This window comes from Parabacteroides vesiculifaciens (assembly GCF_049860805.1).
Taxonomy (GTDB): Bacteria; Bacteroidota; Bacteroidia; order Bacteroidales; family Tannerellaceae; genus Parabacteroides.
The window spans coordinates 929,693-947,339 of sequence record NZ_CP187555.1; the positions used below are offsets into that span (position 1 = coordinate 929,693).

Annotated in this window: 13 protein-coding genes; 9 read left to right on the plus strand and 4 right to left on the minus strand. The window is 48.7% G+C overall.

Annotated elements, in window-relative coordinates:
* Positions 1-48 precede the first annotated feature (48 nt).
* From ACPYIV_RS03670 to ACPYIV_RS03700, 7 genes are all read left to right on the plus strand, one after another.
* Positions 49-2,388 carry an ABC transporter permease gene (locus tag ACPYIV_RS03670; protein WP_425885598.1) on the plus strand — a complete coding sequence of 780 codons (2,340 nt, stop codon included), beginning with the start codon at positions 49-51 and terminating at the stop codon, positions 2,386-2,388.
* A 122-nt stretch (positions 2,389-2,510) separates the two neighbouring features.
* Entirely contained in the window at positions 2,511-3,002 is a 492-nt protein-coding gene (locus tag ACPYIV_RS03675) for an RNA polymerase sigma factor (RefSeq protein ID WP_300762370.1), read from the plus strand.
* A 4-nt stretch (positions 3,003-3,006) separates the two neighbouring features.
* The gene (locus tag ACPYIV_RS03680; protein ID WP_293732369.1) at positions 3,007-3,573 is read left to right on the plus strand and encodes a hypothetical protein; all 567 of its coding nucleotides are present in this window, start codon (positions 3,007-3,009) and stop codon (positions 3,571-3,573) included.
* Between the two features lie 27 nt (positions 3,574-3,600).
* The gene (locus tag ACPYIV_RS03685) at positions 3,601-4,065 is read left to right on the plus strand and encodes a DUF5024 domain-containing protein (RefSeq protein WP_293732370.1); all 465 of its coding nucleotides are present in this window, start codon (positions 3,601-3,603) and stop codon (positions 4,063-4,065) included.
* Between the two features lie 181 nt (positions 4,066-4,246).
* A complete protein-coding gene (locus ACPYIV_RS03690) occupies positions 4,247-4,927 on the plus strand; it encodes an ABC transporter ATP-binding protein (protein ID WP_293672642.1) in 681 nt (226 codons plus the stop codon).
* Positions 4,928-5,024: 97 nt separating this feature from the next.
* Entirely contained in the window at positions 5,025-7,355 is a 2,331-nt protein-coding gene (locus ACPYIV_RS03695; RefSeq protein ID WP_425885602.1) for an ABC transporter permease, read from the plus strand.
* Between the two features lie 12 nt (positions 7,356-7,367).
* Entirely contained in the window at positions 7,368-9,749 is a 2,382-nt protein-coding gene (locus ACPYIV_RS03700; protein ID WP_425886492.1) for an ABC transporter permease, read from the plus strand.
* A 30-nt stretch (positions 9,750-9,779) separates the two neighbouring features.
* Here the strand turns inward: ACPYIV_RS03700 and ACPYIV_RS03705 are convergent, their stop codons facing one another.
* From ACPYIV_RS03705 to kbl, 4 genes are all read right to left on the minus strand, one after another.
* Positions 9,780-11,549: a sensor histidine kinase gene (locus ACPYIV_RS03705; protein WP_293732373.1), complete on the minus strand. Its 1,770-nt coding sequence runs from the start codon at positions 11,547-11,549 to the stop codon at positions 9,780-9,782.
* A 49-nt stretch (positions 11,550-11,598) separates the two neighbouring features.
* Complete coding sequence (locus tag ACPYIV_RS03710) at positions 11,599-12,285, minus strand: response regulator transcription factor (RefSeq protein ID WP_293740875.1); 687 nt, start codon at positions 12,283-12,285, stop codon at positions 11,599-11,601.
* A gap of 103 nt (positions 12,286-12,388) precedes the next feature.
* The gene (locus tag ACPYIV_RS03715; RefSeq protein WP_293732375.1) at positions 12,389-13,234 is read right to left on the minus strand and encodes a histidinol-phosphatase; all 846 of its coding nucleotides are present in this window, start codon (positions 13,232-13,234) and stop codon (positions 12,389-12,391) included.
* 119 nt (positions 13,235-13,353) lie between these two features.
* Positions 13,354-14,544 carry a glycine C-acetyltransferase gene (gene kbl, locus ACPYIV_RS03720; protein ID WP_293732376.1) on the minus strand — a complete coding sequence of 397 codons (1,191 nt, stop codon included), beginning with the start codon at positions 14,542-14,544 and terminating at the stop codon, positions 13,354-13,356.
* Between the two features lie 240 nt (positions 14,545-14,784).
* Here kbl and ACPYIV_RS03725 point away from each other — a divergent pair, with 240 nt between their 5' ends.
* Together ACPYIV_RS03725 and mgrA are read left to right on the plus strand one after the other, a co-directional pair.
* The gene (locus ACPYIV_RS03725; protein WP_293732377.1) at positions 14,785-15,738 is read left to right on the plus strand and encodes an NAD-dependent epimerase/dehydratase family protein; all 954 of its coding nucleotides are present in this window, start codon (positions 14,785-14,787) and stop codon (positions 15,736-15,738) included.
* A 910-nt stretch (positions 15,739-16,648) separates the two neighbouring features.
* Positions 16,649-17,641 carry an L-glyceraldehyde 3-phosphate reductase gene (gene mgrA, locus ACPYIV_RS03730; protein WP_300762362.1) on the plus strand — a complete coding sequence of 331 codons (993 nt, stop codon included), beginning with the start codon at positions 16,649-16,651 and terminating at the stop codon, positions 17,639-17,641.
* Positions 17,642-17,647: the final 6 nt, after the last annotated feature.

Below are 17,647 nucleotides of genomic sequence, written 5' to 3' on the forward strand. Positions count from 1 at the left end.
TATGATTGCCGGGTTAGGGTGTCTTTTATATAGATAATATATTCAGTTATGAAACAACTATTTTATACCATCAGCTATCTGAAAAATGCGTGGGGAAATAATCTGATCAAGGTTTTCACCCTTACGTTAGGACTGGCGATCGGTTTGATCCTGTTTGCTCGTATTTCGTTCGATTTGAGTTATGATAAGTTCCTGCCGGATGCGGAGAATATTTACCAGGTGCAAATGATCTATACGACCGGAGTAGGGACCGAGACGTCCCATTCGACCGAGCAATGCTATTCCTTCCAGCCGATAGCCCCGACCATGCCGCTCGAAATACCGGGCGTAGTGGCTGGGACCAGTACCACGGGAAATGGAGAGCGGGTAATCTTTGAAGGTGAAAACCGCTATACGGTCAAGGCGATCCTTGCCGATACGATGTTCTTCAAAACCCTTCCGTTTAAAATCCTTTCCGGTGATGACATGGGGTTGAAGACAGGGGGGAATGTATTCCTTTCCGAGTCTCTTTCACGCCGTATCTTTAAGGGGGAAGACCCGATAGGAAAAGTGCTGTTCAACGATAAAAAACAAAAATCTGCCTTGACGGTGGTCGGGACGTTCGAGGATGTACCTGAAAATTCGCATCTCGATTTCGATATCATTTATTCGATTGCCAATAACAGCCGTAATAGCTGGAATGGGGGAGACGGCTATGTCGGGTATGTCCGCCTGCAAGCGAATGCCGACCTGAAAGAGATCAACGAAAAGGCGCTTCCAGCCATGTTAGAACGTCACATGGATCGCGAGTCTATGAAGAAGGACGGGTATATGTTCGATTGTTATCTGAAACCTGTCACGACGCTGCATACGGATAATAAGGAAACGAAACTGACGTTGCTCGTACTTTCTATTTTGGCCACTTTGATCTTAGTGTCCGTTTCGTTGAATTATGTGATGATGTCCATTTCTTCCCTGGCCATCCGTGCCCGTACAATGGCGATATATAAAAGTAACGGAGCCAGTTCCGGCAATATCTTCATGATGAATTTGTCCGAAACGGTAATACTGATCCTGATTTCGCTGGTTTGTACGGTTTTGTTGATATTGGCCGGAGAGGATTGGATTACGGAGCTGACGGGAGTGACGCTCGGCTCGCTTTTTGCCGGACGACAGTTGTTCGTTTCACTGGGACTGGTTCTGCTGGTTGTGTTGCTTTCGGGGGGTGTGCCAGCCCGTATTTTCTCTGCTATCCCTGTGACGCAGGCGTTCCGTTTCTATAACTATAGCAAACGTGGCTGGAAGCAGGGTTTGCTGGGTGTCCAGATAGCGTGTGCCGCTTTCATGTTGATGTTCTTGGGGGTTATCCTGATGCAGTATAACCGGATTTTGGATAAGGACATGGGCTACCAGCCAGACAATTTAGCGTTTTGCCAACTCGACAGCATCCCGAATGCCCGGCAGGAAATGGTAAGGACAGAGTTGATGCGTTCTCCGGAGGTCGAGAATATAACGTTTTCCGGACAGTTGGTTTGCAACTTTTTCAGCGGCACGCATTTTATCGATCCGGAGACGCAGGAGACGCTGACGACTTTGCGTTTTGAGTTCGCCGACTCTTGCTATGTCAATACGTTAGGCTTGAATATCGTGCAAGGCGGGAATATCCCGACGCGTCTTGGAGGAGATCTGTTTCCGGCCTTAGTCAATAAACGTTTCTTGGAAGTCCTGCGCTGGGAAGGTAATCCGGTCGGCAGGATTTATAAATGCAAAGGACTGTTTGATGTCGTGATCTCGGGTGTACTCGACGATTTTATCGTCGGCTCAATCTTTACCCCTCAGACACCGGTCGTGATCGTCGGGCTTGGTGGCTGGAACAGTTTTTATATGAGCATACGGCTTCAGCAGATGTCGCCCGAATCTTTCACAAGGCTTGAAAACCGTCTGCGCGAGTTGCTGCCGGATCAGGATATCGTGTTGACTACTTATCGTGACAAACTTCATGAATCGTATCGCGACACCGAGCGTTTCCGTAATTCGGTGGTTGTGGCGGCTGTTTTCATGTTGTTGATTACGCTGATGGGGCTTGTCGGCTATGTATCGGACGAGATACGCAGGCGCAGCAAGGAGATCGCGATCCGCAAGGTGAACGGGGCGACGGCGACCGATGTGCTGAAGTTGTTGTTGCGTAATATTATCATCATCGGTCTGCCGGCTGTCATGATCGGTTTGGCCGGCACGTATCTGGCAGGGGATAAGTGGTTGGAGAATTTCCCTGAAAAGATTTCGCTTAACGTCTTCATCTTTGTCCTGGGCGGTTTGGCGTTGCTGGCTGTGATCGGCTTCTGCGTCGTGCTTCGTTCCTGGTATGTGGCGAACGAGAATCCGGTGAAAAGTATAAAATCGGAATAATCCGGGATATCGTTTTCCCGGCAGGTAAATCAAAATACCCGGTAAGTAAATCGAAATACCTGCCGGGTATTTTTTTAATAAATCATGTTACGTTTGTTTGTGTGGCGTGTCTTTTTAATAGAATGGAACAAGAACAGTTTAAAATAGAAGTCGTACCGCTCAGGGGGAAGTTGTCGGGATGTGCCCGCCGCTTGCTGAATGACCCGCAGGATGTGGAGGATGTCGTACAGGAGGTTTTCCTGAAGATGTGGTATATCCGTGAAGAGCTGGACCGCTATGAGAGCGTGGAGGCGCTTGCCGTGCAGATCACAAAGCATCTTTGCCTGAACCGCCTCCGGGCGTTCCGGTACAGGCAGGAGAAATTGTCCGACTCGGCCGTTATCACTGCAGACGATAATCCGTATGTTGCTTTGGAGCAGAAGGACAGTGTCAGCCAGGTCATGCACATCATGGAATTGCTGCCCGGATTGCAGCAAACGATCCTCCGGATGAAGCATGTCGACGGCTTCGAGGTGAAGGAGATCGCCGAGCTGACAGGCAGCAGCCCGGAAGCCGTCCGGGTAAACCTCTCGCGAGCCCGTAAAAAAGTCAAGGAACTATTCTTAAAAATGTAGCAGGATGAAATCAGACGAATATATCTATATAGAAAATCTGTTGGAGCGTTTCTTCGAAGGGGAGACATCCAATGCCGAGGAGCAGGAGCTTTACGCTTTCTTTGCCCGCCCGGACTTGCCGGAGCATCTGAGGGGGTATAAACCGGTGTTCGGTTATTTTGAGACCGGGATCGCCCGTGAGGTGGAAACGAAGAAGGAGGTTACTATGCCGGTCCGCAAAGTCCCTTTCTTCAAAAGGTGGTTATGGATAGGGGCTGCCGTGGCCGCTTCGTTGTTGTTGTTCTTGTTCTTGAACAAAGAGGATGGCGGCAAGGAAAATGAATTCAACCCGTATGCCGGCAGCTACATCATACGAAACGGGGTGAAGACGGAGATACCCGAAGAAGTGGCGCGGGAGTTGGATAAGGTGATCCGGGAAACCGAAAAGAAACAGTACGAAAAAGAACGGCTTGCCCTGCGCTCTTTGCGGCAGTACGAGAAAACGATGCATAATATCCGAACGAAAGAAAACGAAGTCGAACGGTTCGAATTGGATATTGAGATGATGGAGAGGAGGTATAAGGAGAGATGATTCATAAATCATTTAATAATATAAGGTATGAAAACAAGAAATCTTATTTTGACAGTTACCCTGCTGATGGCGGGGAGCTGGGCGAGCAATTTGATGGCGCAGACGAATTTGAATGCATTGATGAAAAAATGCGAGTCGATGGAAAAGGTAAATGTCGATGTGATCTACGACAAGGACCGGAAAACGAAGAAACCGGTAAAAGAGGTGATTACGGTCACATTTTCGAGAAAGGATAATCCGAAATTACTGGATGAGTTTCTCGATGCCTTTAGGAAGGACAAAGAAGCCGCCTATAAAGTAATGGAGTCGAAAATCGACGGTAAAGTTATGCCGTCTTTCTACCGTTTTGCAGTCGGGACTTCGGATCTCTCTTTTTCATTGGAAGATCTGAACAAAAAGTTTAAAGGAAACGAGTACATGCTTCGGAACGGAGAAATACGAGTCACGAAGATCGAACGTTTCGACTTCAAAGAGGAGAGCGAATGGGGATAAATCTCTCCCCGGTTTCTTCCGGTAAGTGTCTAATATCTTTACACCACTGTCCAAAAATTAGACACTCCCGGAAAATACTGAAATCATTATGATGCTGTAAATAAATAATTTATGTACTTTGGCACGCTGTTTGCCTGTAATTAGGCAAGAAGAAGTAATAACAATAAAAATAGATACAGTCATGATTAAAATTGAAGGATTAAGTAAGTTTTTCCGTACCGAAGAAGTGGAAACGATCGCATTGAACGGCGTGTCGATGGAAGTTAAGGATGGTGAGTTTGTCGCAATCATGGGCCCTTCCGGTTGTGGAAAGTCCACCTTGCTGAATATCTTAGGTTTGTTAGACAATCCGACATCGGGCGACTATTACCTGGCAGACAAGGAAGTCGGCCACCTGAAAGAAAAAGAACGTACGCAGGTACGTAAAGGAAATATCGGTTTCGTGTTCCAGAGCTTCAACCTGATCGACGAACTGAATGTATTTGAAAACGTGGAGTTGCCGCTTACCTATCTGAAGGTGAAGGCAAGCGAGCGCAAGCAGATGGTCAACGACATTCTGAAACGCATGAACATCAGCCACCGCGCCAGCCACTTCCCGCAGCAGCTCTCCGGAGGCCAGCAACAGCGTGTTGCCATCGCCCGTGCCGTCGTTTCGAACCCGAAGATCATCCTCGCCGATGAGCCGACCGGTAACTTAGACTCCAAGAACGGCGCCGAAGTGATGCAACTTCTGACCGAATTGAACAAAGAAGGAACCACTATTGTTATGGTAACTCACTCCAAACACGACGCGAGCTTTGCCCACCGTGTGATTAACCTGTTCGACGGTAGCATCGTATCGTCTGTAAGCGAATTCATTTAATTTTTTTGTAAGTAACACATAGACACATTCAAATTGTTTTTTGCAGATATATCCGGCTTGTGAAAGTCGGATATATCGCTTAATTAAGAGTAACATTATGAGCAATCTATTAGATATAAAATCTTTTCTGAAATTCCTGAGCCGGAACAAGGGGTACACGGCGATAGACGTCTTCGGGCTGTCTGTTTCACTGATGTTCGTGATCCTGATTGCGGTATATGTGGAACGGGAATTGAATATCGACAAGCAGCAGGCGAATTACGATCGGATCGTCACCGTTGGCAATGAATCCTTTTTGGAATCGGCCGTCCCGGTTTCCTATTGGTTGGAAGAACGTTATCCGGAGATCGAAAAAGTCTGCCCGGTCATTCTGGATCAGGGAAAGGGTAAACAGATTTTTTATGGCGATAAGAAGTTGACAGCCGATCTTGCCTATGTGGATTCAACGTTTTTCGACCTTTTTTCGTTCAAGGTGCTTGATGGTGACCGTGACCGGCTTTTGGAAGATCCATACAGCGCGGTTGTTTCGGAAAGCTTTGCCCGGAAGGTATTCGGTAATGATAATCCGATCGGGAAGAGTTTGCGCATCAGCGACTCGACTAATGTCATGATAATCGGTGTCATGGAAGACATCAACCGTTCGGTGATTCCGAATACGGACCTGTTGGTGCGTATCGAGAGGGTGACGGAATTCAACCAGTCATTGTCGAAGACGAATCCGGGTAATGCCGGTTCGTGTGTCTCGTTTCTGTTGCTGAAGCCGGGAATGGACTTGCAGGGACGGGCGGATGAGATACTGAGCTTTTTCAAAGAGCGGTATTGGCTTTACAAGATGGATTTCATGAAGGAGGTGCGCATTGTTCCCCTTTCGGAGATCTATTTCGGAAATACGGAGACGCATAATTTGAACCAAGGCGACAAGCGCTTTTCATTGGTCCTGATGTCCGTCGGTATTCTGATCCTGATTTTTGCGATCATCAACTATATCAACCTGACGGTGGCACAGGCCGGCCAGCGGGCGAAAGAGATGGCGACACGCCGCCTTTTAGGTTCTTCGCGTGTGGAACTGTTCTTGCGGTTGATGCTGGAGGCTACTTTCCTGACAGTCGTTTCGTTTGTTATCGGACTGATGTTCGCCAAGGCGGCGCTGCCGTATGCCAATGATTTGTTGCAGGTGCGCTTGACGTTCGATGTGCTGGCGACACCGCTTTGGATAGGGGCGATCGTTGCGTTTATCGTGCTGACGGGAGCCTTGTCGGGACTCCTTCCGGCCTTGATGATTTCGTCGGCCAAGCCGATCGACGTGGTGCGCGGGACATTCCGCCGGCAGACGAAGATGGTGTTCAGCAAGGTCTTTATCACGTTTCAGAATGTGATTACGATCGCCATGATCGCTGCCTCACTGACGATGTATCTCCAGATCGACCATCTGATCCATGCTCCGTTGGGCTATAATACGACGAACATCATCGAATCGGATAACGTTTTCCGTTCGAAGAGCGAGATGGAGCGGGCGGAAGATATGTTGCGCCAGCTGCCGATGGTCAAGGTCGTCGGTCACAGCAACGGGACGCCTTCGAGCGGGACGAATAATATGAGCGGAACCTATGAAGGCAAATCGCTCAGCTTCCAGCAAGTGCAGGTCGACAGTGCGGCTTTCCACATCTTCGGTTTCGAAATCAAGTCGGACAACCGGATGGCTAACGCCGATGGAGGCTGGTATTTGAACGAGCTGGCTTTTAAACAGATGGAATTGCCGGAAGATGCCCCTTCTTTCAGAATGGAAGAAAATGCGACCCCGATCTTAGGGGTGATCCGTGATTTCCAGTTGAGGGACATCACGCAGGAAAATTCACCGGTGATGTTCCGTTTCCGGAATACGGAATCCGGCTGGTGGCCGTGGGACTATGTGGTCGAGGTACAGGGTGATCCTGTCGAGGCATATGAGTCCGTGCGCAAAGTCTTCGAGGAGGTGTCGGGTATTCCTTTCGAGGGGCAGTTTATTGACCAGGGCATCCAGGAGCATTTCGAGTCGCAGATCCGTCTGGCCAAGATCGTGGTGATCTTCGCCTGCATCGCGATCCTGATCTCGTTGTTGGGTTTGCTGGCGATGTCGACCTATTTCATCCTGCAACGTTCGCAGGAGGTGGCGATCCGCAAGGTGTTCGGTTCGGACAACCGGGGGATCTTAGTCCGCCTGGTCGGTACGTTCCTGATGTATGTCGGGGTAGCGTTCGTGATTGCAACGCCGCTGAGCTGGTATTTCATGGATAAATGGCTCTCGGACTATTCGTATCGGATCGCGCTCACGCCGTTGATCTTTATCGCCGCCGGGTTGTTCTGCCTCCTGATCTCCTTCTTGGCGGTATTTTTCCAAAGCTGGAATGCGGCGAATGCGAATCCGGTGGAGAGCGTGAAGAATAATTGAAAAAGAAAAATGATGAAAACACTTTTGCGTAATTTTTTGAGCGTCCTCAGGCGTTTCCAGATGGCAGTCGGCTTGAATGTCATAGGTTTGTCCGTTGCTTTTACGGCATTTTTGGTCATCATGATGCAGGTTAGTCATGACCATAGTTTCGACCGTTGCCACCCGAAGGCGGGACGGATCTTCTTAGCCGAACTCTGCGACAGCGTGATGGCGAACGGCCGCGTGATCTACCCTGGGGCTTTCTCCGACGTGCTGATCGCCTCCTCTCCCCATATCGAGGCCGGGACGATGATCACCCCGTATGACAAACGGAACTACCTCTCGGTTGGCGAAGGAAGCGACGCAGAAGGTTTTCGCGAGAAGGTGACGACCTGCCACCCTGTTATCGTGGATATGTTCGGGTTCTCTTTTGTCGAGGGGGACAAAGATTGCCTCACCGATCCCGAAAAGGCGATTATTCCGGAAAGCATGGCGCGCCGGATGTTCGGCGACGAACCGGCTGTAGGACGGCAGATTCATTTCAAGGAGGACGTATGGACGAAAGCCGGCCGCGACCTGACAGTGGGTGGCGTCTACCGTGATTTTCCGGATAATACGCAGTTGGGCAATACGATCTACTCCACGATAGATGCCTCTTTCCGGAAACCTACTGAGTGGGGCGGGTCGAACTGGCTCTGCTACCTGCTCCTCGACAGCCCCGAATCCGCCCAGGCGGTGGAGGACAATTTCAATCGGACGTTCGATTTCTCGCAAATCTGGGGATGTGAAAATCTCCATCTCCGGTTACTTCCGCTTGAAGAACTTCATTATATGAATATGCAGGACATATGGGGAAGCAGCCCTATTAGGACGCAAAGCCCCGAAACGGTGCGCCTGCTCTTTCTTATTGCCTGGCTGATCCTGTTGATTGCGGCGGTCAATTATATGAATTTCAGTACCGCGCTCACCCCGATGCGCATCCGGAGCATCAATACGCAGAAGGTGCTGGGGAGCCCGGTCGGTACGCTCCGCCTGTCGTTGTTGGTAGAGGCGGCGGCGATTTGCCTGATGGCATATCTACTGGCGCTCGTCTGGGTCTATTTGTTGGACAGGGGACAATACTTGTCGTTTGTGGAGGCGGATATCCGTTTGCTGCCGAACCTTTCCATTGTGCTGGGGACGGGGGCGATCGCCTTTTTGGTGGGTGTCCTGGCGGGTGTCTATCCGGCTTATTATATCACCTCTTTCCCGCCGGCATTAGTGCTGAAAGGGAGTTTCGGGCTATCGCAGAACGGACGCAGGTTGCGCACGGCGTTGATCGGTTTCCAGTATATCGTCTCCGTCGCTCTGATTGTCGGGGCATGTATCATTCAGTTACAGAACTATTTCATGCGCCATTATGCGCTCGGCTTCGACCAGGATCAGATTTTGATTACCGAGCTCAGCCGGGATTTATGCATCAAGCATAAGGACGCTTTTACCGGTCAGTTGATGAAATATCCTGATATAGAAGGAGTCGCTTTCTCTGCCCAGAAGGTCGGGGGCGAGGATGCGTATTCCACTTACGAGTTTACACATAAGGAAGAAGCTTTTCCCGGTTTCTTTTTAAGTGTCTCCCCTTCGTTTCTGGATGTGATGGGGATCGAGGTGACCGACGGCAACCGTTTTTCGCCGTCGGACGACAAGGATGGTAATTTTCATTTTATATTCAACGAGACGGCCCGCCGGGCAAACGGGCTTGAAGTCGGGGAGATGGTCGACATGGGGTGGGGACCGGGACGAATCACCGGTTTTATAGGCGATGTGGCGCTGACTTCACTCCGGGAGGAGGAACAGAACATCGCCTTCTGCGTCTCGCCCGACAATAAATTCCAGTGGTTGAGCTATGCCTATATTCGTCTCAGGGCGGGGGCGGATGTGACCAAGGCGGTCGATCGTCTTCGCGAGGTGGTGGCGGGGTTGGATGCTTCCTATCCGTTGGAAGTCGAGTTTTACGACTCGCTTTATAACCGGCTTTACCACCGCGAGGAGTTTGTGAAGAAGATGGTGACGGGGGCGAGCTTGCTGGCGATCCTAATCTCGGTCGTCGGTGTCTTCGGCTTGGTGATCTTCGAGACGGAATACCGCCGCCGGGAGATCGGTATCCGCAAAGTCTACGGGGCGACGGTGACGGATATCCTGCTGATGTTTAATCGCAAATATCTTACTATCGTCGTGGTCTGTTTTATCCTTGCCACGCCTGTCGCTTACCTGTCCGCCGCCGGCTGGCTCGAAAACTTTGCCTATCGTACGCCTGTCTACTGGTGGGTGTTCGCCCTGGCTTTCGGCATCATCTTCCTCGTCACCTTCCTGACTGTCTCCTTCCAGAACTGGCGGACGGCGAATGAGAATCCGGTGGATAGCGTGAAGGAATAGTTACTTTTGGCTTGATCCAAAAGTAACGAATCAAATTTTCTTCTTTATTGTAAAGAAGAACGTCATCCCTTTCCCCAGCCCGCTCTTGGCGGAGATCTGCCCCTTGTGGAAGTTTACGCCGTTCTTGACGATGGAAAGTCCCAGGCCGGTTCCGCCCACCTTTCGGCTGCGGCCCTTGTCGACGCGGTAGAAACGTTCGAAAATACGGTTCACGTGTTCTTCCGAGACACCTACACCATTGTCCGAGAAGCTGAAGTAGTAGAACTTCGGGTCCTCCTTGTAGCAATTCACCGTGATACGGATGCCTTCGCCCGCATACGCGATCGCATTGTCGTAGAGGTTGCGGAAGATCGAGTAGAGCAGCGAATAGTTGCCATAGACCGACGGGTCGCCCGGAAGGATCACCTCTGTCGTGATCTTCTTCTCCTCCATCTCCTTCGAGCATTCCTTCTCGATCTCGCCGACTAATTTCCGGATGTTCACTTCCGACAGTTCGAACATTTCAGAAGCCTCGTCCAAGCGGTTCAATACCGAAATGTCGCGCAGCAGCCCCGTGAGCCGCGTGCTCTGCGAGTAGCAACGTTCGAGGAAGAACTGGCGTTTGTCGTCCGGCAATTCCGGGTTGCTGATGATCGTTTCGAGGTAACCTTGGATGCTGCTGACAGGCGTTTTCAGCTCGTGCGCCACGTTCTGTGTCAGCTGTCGTTTCATCCGGCTCTCTTCCTCCTGGCGGGATATGTCGTTGATGGAAATCTCGTAGCTGTTGTCGAGGAACAGGATGCATTCGATCAGGAAAATCTTTCCGTTCTTGTCCACCGTGACCGATTCGCGCAGTACTTTGCGCTTACGGCTCGTGTTCGGGATGTTTTTGGAGAGGAACATATGGATCGGTTCCAGCTCCGGGATGTCGATCACATCCTCCGACTGCCGTATCTGCATGTCTGAGATCAGGTTCGAGAACTGCACGTAGAGGATGTTGGACAATATTTCCCTCCCTTCCGACGTGAACATGGCGAAGCCCTCCTTCGCATACTGGAAATGCTTGATCAGCTTCTCGCGTTCCATCGAAAGTTCGTCCTTGGCCTTCTGCTGGCGGTGGTAAAGCCCGACGATGTTCTTCGAAATATCCCCCAACTCGTCGTTCGGAAAGACATATTCGCTCTCCGGTATGCGGTCTTTCTCCACATTCAGGGCGAAGTCGCGCAGTTTCGAGATCGTCCGCCCGATACTGAACGTGAAACGGGAGAGGACGAAGAAGAATATCAGCGTCATCAACGCCATGAAGTAGATGAAGTCTTTGTCGATCGTCAGCACGCGCTGCGTGTAGGGGTCCCAGGGGAGGGCGGAGCGGTAGATATACCCGCCGATGTTTGTCGCCGTATAGAAATACCGTTTCCCGGTCGAGTTGGACTGGCGGATCGCGAATCCCTCGTTGTAAAGGCGTGCCTTGCGCACCTCGCTACGGTCGTTATGGTTGTTGAACTCCTCGGTGCCGCTGTTGTCGAACAGCACTTTCCCCGCTGGGTCGATGATCGTGACGCGAAGGTCCTTTTGAGGGATGTCGCCGATGAACTGGTGGACCACTTTGTTGATATCTCCGGCCTGCTGCGTGCGGCGGAACAGTTGGTAGTTGTAATTCCCCAACACGTTGTTCAACTTCTCCTGGGCAAATTCCCGCTCCCGTTGGTATTGGAACAGCAAAAAGCAGACCGTGAACCCCAGGAACATGGCGAATATCGACCAGAAGAGCCGTTGGCTGAACGGTATCCGGCTATTTGTCGTTGATTCTATCTTGACCATAATCTTGGCATATAAAAAAACAGGTGATCGGTCATTTATTTTTCAATTTTTAATTTTCAAAGCAATAACCGAACCCGAGGCGCGTCACGATGTTCTTGCCGTACGGCCCGATCTTCTTGCGCAGGCGGGTGATGTTGACGTCGATGGTGCGGTCGAGCACATAAACTTCGTCTTTCCATATTCTGGAAAGGATTTCTTCGCGCGAGAATACGTTCCCTTTGTTTTCCAAGAGGAGTTTCAATATCTCGAATTCCTTTTTGGTGAGCGGGACTTCCTGCCCGTCGACGTAGGCTTTGATACGCTTCAGGTCGAGCGAAAGGGTTTCGTATTTGAGGCATTCGTTTTCCTGCACTTTCTCCTTGTCCGACGTGCGGCGCAGGACGGCCTTCACGCGTGCCACCACCTGGCGGATGGAGAAAGGTTTGGAGATATAATCGTCCGCTCCGAGGTTGAAGCCTGTCAGCATATCGTTTTCGGTGTCTTTGGCAGTCAGGAAGATGATGGGGATATCGGCCGTTTTTTCGTCTTTCCTGAGGATATTAGCCATCTTGAATCCGGATATTTCACCCATCATTACATCCAGCAACAGCAGTTGGTAGGAGGCAATGTCCGTCTTTAGTGCTTCTTCGGCACTGAAAGCCGTGTCGACTTCATACCCTTCTATCTCAAGATTGAACTTGAGGATCTCGCATAAATCCTCTTCATCGTCCACAACCAGAATCTTCGGCATATCCATAATTTTGTTTCTTATTTATTACAAATACAATTTATTTCTGCAAAGGACGCAGTTCGGTATTTCGATGGAATGAAATACATATTACATTCTTATTACAAATACATCAGATCGCCACATCCTGCCAGTGCCCGCCGACCAGTTCGCGGGTGGATTTGAAGCCTGCCTTTTTGAGCAGCTCGAATGCTTCCGCACGTCCGTCGTTTACTAAGTCGGGATAGTGGCAGTCGGAATTGACCATTACCGGAATATCCAGTTCGCAAAGCCTGTGCAGGTAATCCATGTGCGGATAAGTTTCTTGTTTCTTCATGAGGTTTTTCGTGTTGACTTCGACCATCAGGCCTTTTTCGGCGATCAGGTGCAGGCAGTCGTTGAGCGGCTTTTGATACCAGTCCGCCTGCAGGTCGAAGCCTTCGCACTTATGGCCGTTCATGTAGATCTTGTCCATGTGGCCGACGATGTCGATCCCGCCGGCTTCGATCATTTGCAGCGTGGAGCTGAAATAGTGGGTGACCAGCTTGCGGATATCCCCGTCGTAATAGGTGTCGACAGATTTCTGATATTCCCGGAAGGAACCGTCGATGCACACCATATTCCCCTCCGCAAGCGGCCATGCGACCGGCAGGAAGTGGATGGAACCGATGCGGTAATCGAGCGGCAGGTTACGGAAGTAGGGGATGGACGCGTTATAACTCCCGTCTAAGAAATCGATTTCCAGTCCGACATATATCTCCAACCGGTCGCTGTATTTCTTTTTTAGCCGTTCTATCTCCATCAGGTATTCGGGCATATCATCTTTCGACATATTCCAGAATGTCTCGAACGGCAGTGGCGAATGGGAAGAGAAACCGTAAGCACGGAATCCATGTGAAACAGCGAATTTAACGAAATCTTCGGGTGTGCTTCGTCCGTCACAAAATGTACAATGACTATGATAGTTACTGAGTTGCATAAAATTTTACTTGTGATAGGGCAAAGATAATTCTTTTATTCTGACGAATAGCTCATTTAAATAAAAAAGGCGAAGACCGTTTTCAGTCTTCGCCTCTTGTATTTGTTTTAAGAATAAACTTATTTGATTACGTTCAGTTCTTTTCCGACCTTGATAAATGCAGCGATTGCTTTATCCAGATGTTCTTTTTCGTGGCCTGCGGACAACTGTACGCGGATACGGGCCTGGTCTTTCGGTACTACCGGATAATAGAAGCCGGTTACATAGATGCCTTCTTCCTGCATCTTGGCAGCGAAATCCTGTGACAGTTTAGCGTCATACAGCATAACGGCACAGATGGCGGACTGAGTCGGTTTGATGTCGAAACCGGCAGCCAGCATCTTTTCGCGGAAGTAGCTGACGTTGTTCATCAGTTTCGTGTGCAGAGCATCGCTTTCTTTCAGCATCTTGAACATCTCCAGGCTGGCGCCTACGATAGCAGGAGCGACAGAGTTGGAGAACAGATAAGGGCGGGAGCGCTGACGCAGCATATCGATGATCTCTTTCTTTCCGGTCGTGAAGCCACCCATAGCGCCACCAAATGCTTTACCTAACGTACCAGTGAAGATATCGACTCTTCCGTATACATTATATTGTTCAGCCACACCGTGTCCTGTCGGACCAACGACACCGGCAGAGTGGGATTCGTCGACCATTACCAAAGCATCGTATTTTTCTGCCAGTTCGCAGATCTTGTCCATCGGAGCCACATTTCCGTCCATAGAGAACACACCGTCTGTTGCAATGATGCGGTGACGTTGTGCCTGGGCTTCCTGCAGGCAACGTTCCAGGTCGGCCATGTCGGCATTGGCATAACGATAGCGTTTTGCCTTGCAAAGGCGTACACCGTCGATGATGGATGCATGGTTCAATGCGTCGGAGATGATTGCGTCCTCTTCAGTGAACAACGGTTCGAACAAACCGCCGTTGGCATCGAAACAGGCAGCATACAGAATCGTATCTTCTGTTTTGAAGTAGTCGGAGATAGCGGCTTCCAGTTGTTTGTGCAGGTCCTGTGTCCCGCAGATGAAACGGACGGACGACATACCGTAACCGTGCGTGTCCATGGCTTCCTTGGCAGCCTTGATCAGACGTTGGTTGTCAGACAGGCCCAGGTAGTTGTTTGCACAGAAGTTCAAAACGTCGCTTCCTGCGTTTACTTGAATGTCGGCTCTTTGAGGAGTGGTGATGATACGCTCGTTCTTATACAATCCGGCAGCTTTGATGTTTGCCAGTTCCTGAGTAAGGAAATCTTTCAGTTTACCGTACATAACTTTGTTTTTTGTTAGTATTTTTAATTAAGTTGACTATTATATCTCTTTTATCGCAGACAAGTGGCAAAATCTTATTTTTTAAACCAGTTTATTATTGTCTCTGATTTGTCTGCCGATGCGGCAAAGGTCATATTTTTTTTGAATATATAGGCTAAAAAAATACAAGAAATTCATACCGGAATGTTTTTATTCTCTATACCTTTGCCGCAGAAAAAACTTAAAAGAACATCAAACGCAATGAAGAATGTATTAGTAATTGGTTCTACCGGTCAGATTGGATCAGAGTTAACCATGAAGTTGAGAGGTATCTATGGTGGAAACATTGTAGCAGGTTACATCCCCGGACAGGAGCCTAAAGGCGAATTGTTGGAGTCTGGACCTTCTGCGATTGTCGACATTACAAACGAACAGCAGATTGCTGAGACCGTGTCCAAATATAAGGTAGATACGATTTATAACCTGGCAGCATTGCTGTCGGCCGTTGCAGAAGCAAAACCGCAGCTTGCCTGGAAAATCGGTATGGGCGGTTTGTTCAATGTATTGGAAGTCGCACGTGAAATGCATTGTGCAGTATTTACTCCGAGTTCAATCGGCGTATTCGGCAATAACACGCCGAAGGACAAGACTCCGCAGGATACGATCCGTAATCCGCGTACCATGTACGGTGTTACAAAAGTTTCCGGCGAGTTGTTGAGTGACTATTACAACATCCGTTTCGGTGTCGACACGCGTTCCGTACGTTTTCCGGGACTTATCTCCTATGTGACACCTCCGGGTGGTGGTACGACCGACTATGCTGTCGATATCTATTACTCGGCTGCCAAAGGTGAGAAGTTCGTATGTCCGATCAAGCAGGGTACATTCATGGATATGATGTATATGCCGGACGGTCTGCGTGCTGCTATTGAAATTATGGAAGCCGATTCTACAAAGTTCGTTCATCGTAACTCTTTCAACATCGCTTCTATGAGTTTCGATCCTGAAATTATCTACAGCAACATCAAGAAGTACGTTCCTGACTTCCAGATGGAATATGATGTAGATCCGTTGCGTCAGGCTATCGCAGAATCATGGCCAAACTCCTTAGACGATACATGTGCCCGTCAGGAATGGGGCTGGAAACCGGAATATGACTTGGATTCCATGACTAAGGATATGCTGGCAAAATTGAAAGAGCGTTTCAACAAATAAGAATTTTCCGGTCATTAAGTGATCCAAATAAAAAAGGCGGCTGTCCCCAAAAGGACGGTCGCTTTTTTTGTTTGGATCGTTTTTATTCAATGATTGTAAATTACTCCAACGGCAATGTGACAATTGTTTTTGCAGGGAGGAATTGAGTTAAAAGTGTATCAAAAATCATGTTGTAGAACATAAGATAGTTAAATCAGGTTAAGGAAAAGCATTTTTTAGTGGTATTATTATGCTGCATAACATAAACTCTCTATATTTGCACTGTGTTTTTCATGGTATTAGATTTAAGGTTAACAATGAAGATTGGCTGTCTGTGAAGATGGCCTTTTTTATTTTATGTCGGTTATGATTCTTTCCGGTTGATTCTAAAACACGCCTTGTCTTTTTTCAATCCCTTATTGTAATATCTTTTAGAAAGCCATTGGTCCAAATCGAAACTACTACCGCATCTATTTTAGTTTTCTACCCCGTTTAAATCAAATTACATGCAAGGGTAATATTTTTTAACAAACAGCTGTTTCTGCATACTTTTGTAGATCAGGTTTTTATGTGATATATGGCTTTTAAGGGGGATATTGTCGTTTTTTTGGGCTGAGAATAGGTGTGGTTGGTGGTGAAATGGGTTCCAGTTTGCTGTAAATAGTGTTGATTAATTATGTTACGTAGCATGTTTTTGTTAAATAGATTTAAACAAATGAGATTTACAACTAAAAGTGTATGCTACATAACATAAAAGGCCTATATTTGCATTGTGTTTTTCATGGTATTAGATTTAAGGTTAACAATGAAGATTGGCTGTCCGTGATGGATAGCCTTTTTTTGTTTTTATCCGAATAGCCCGTTCTTTTTGGTATTCTTGATTATATTTGTATCTCTTAAAAAGGATTCATTGTAACTAAAATATCATCGTATGGAAATGTACAAAGCAAATGATAACCGGTATGCCGATATGGTTTACAGGCGTTGCGGGCGGAGCGGATTGCTGTTACCGGCCATTTCTCTGGGATTGTGGCATAACTTTGGCAGTGTGGATGTGTTCAGTAACTTTATCCAGATAGCGTATGCCGCTTTCGACAATGGGATTACGCATTTTGATCTTGCCAATAATTACGGCCCTGTTTACGGGTCTGCGGAGGAAAACTTCGGTCGTATCCTGAAGAAAGGCCTGGGGCAGTACCGGGATGAGCTTGTTATTTCCACGAAAGCCGGATATGATATGTGGCCCGGTCCGTATGGCAACTGGGGAAGTCGCAAGTATCTGATGGCAAGCCTGGATCAGAGCCTGAAACGGATGGGTCTGGAATATGTGGATATTTTTTATTCGCATCGTCCGGATCCGCAGACGCCGGTCGAGGAAACGATGGGGGCGTTGGCCGATATCGTTCGGCAGGGAAAAGCCTTGTATGTCGGAATCTCGAACTATAATGCCGGACAGACGGAAAAGGCGCTTGCCGTTTTGAAGGAATATCACGTACCTTGTCTGATCCATCAGGCACGCTACTCGATGTTGGATCGCTGGACCGAGCCTGATCTGTTGCCTCTATTGAAGCAGGAAGGAGTGGGAATGATCGCTTTCTCGCCGTTGGCACAGGGTCTGTTGACGGACAAATACTTGAATGGCATCCCTGAAAATTCACGTGCTGCCAAATCTACGGGCCACCTGCAACGTGAACAGGTGACTGAAGAAAAAATAAATAAAATCCGCCAACTGAATGATCTCGCAAAGCAACGTGGCCAAACGCTTGCAGAAATGGCACTTGCCTGGCTGCTGAAAGACGACCGGGTAACGAGTGTCCTGGTGGGCGCCAGTTCGGTCGCACAGCTGATGGATAACCTGAAGGCGTTGCAAAACACTGCTTTTTCAGAGGAAGAAATACAGGAAATAGAGAGTATATTACAGTAAAATAGT

Coding starts and splice junctions, on each gene's coding strand:
- ACPYIV_RS03670 (WP_425885598.1), top strand. CDS start 49: ATGAAACAACTATTTTATACCATCAGCTATCTGAAAAATGCGTGGGGA.
- ACPYIV_RS03675 (WP_300762370.1), top strand. CDS start 2,511: ATGGAACAAGAACAGTTTAAAATAGAAGTCGTACCGCTCAGGGGGAAG.
- ACPYIV_RS03680 (WP_293732369.1), top strand. CDS start 3,007: ATGAAATCAGACGAATATATCTATATAGAAAATCTGTTGGAGCGTTTC.
- ACPYIV_RS03685 (WP_293732370.1), top strand. CDS start 3,601: ATGAAAACAAGAAATCTTATTTTGACAGTTACCCTGCTGATGGCGGGG.
- ACPYIV_RS03690 (WP_293672642.1), top strand. CDS start 4,247: ATGATTAAAATTGAAGGATTAAGTAAGTTTTTCCGTACCGAAGAAGTG.
- ACPYIV_RS03695 (WP_425885602.1), top strand. CDS start 5,025: ATGAGCAATCTATTAGATATAAAATCTTTTCTGAAATTCCTGAGCCGG.
- ACPYIV_RS03700 (WP_425886492.1), top strand. CDS start 7,368: ATGAAAACACTTTTGCGTAATTTTTTGAGCGTCCTCAGGCGTTTCCAG.
- ACPYIV_RS03705 (WP_293732373.1), bottom strand. CDS start 11,549: ATGGTCAAGATAGAATCAACGACAAATAGCCGGATACCGTTCAGCCAA.
- ACPYIV_RS03710 (WP_293740875.1), bottom strand. CDS start 12,285: ATGGATATGCCGAAGATTCTGGTTGTGGACGATGAAGAGGATTTATGC.
- ACPYIV_RS03715 (WP_293732375.1), bottom strand. CDS start 13,234: ATGCAACTCAGTAACTATCATAGTCATTGTACATTTTGTGACGGACGA.
- kbl (WP_293732376.1), bottom strand. CDS start 14,544: ATGTACGGTAAACTGAAAGATTTCCTTACTCAGGAACTGGCAAACATC.
- ACPYIV_RS03725 (WP_293732377.1), top strand. CDS start 14,785: ATGAAGAATGTATTAGTAATTGGTTCTACCGGTCAGATTGGATCAGAG.
- mgrA (WP_300762362.1), top strand. CDS start 16,649: ATGGAAATGTACAAAGCAAATGATAACCGGTATGCCGATATGGTTTAC.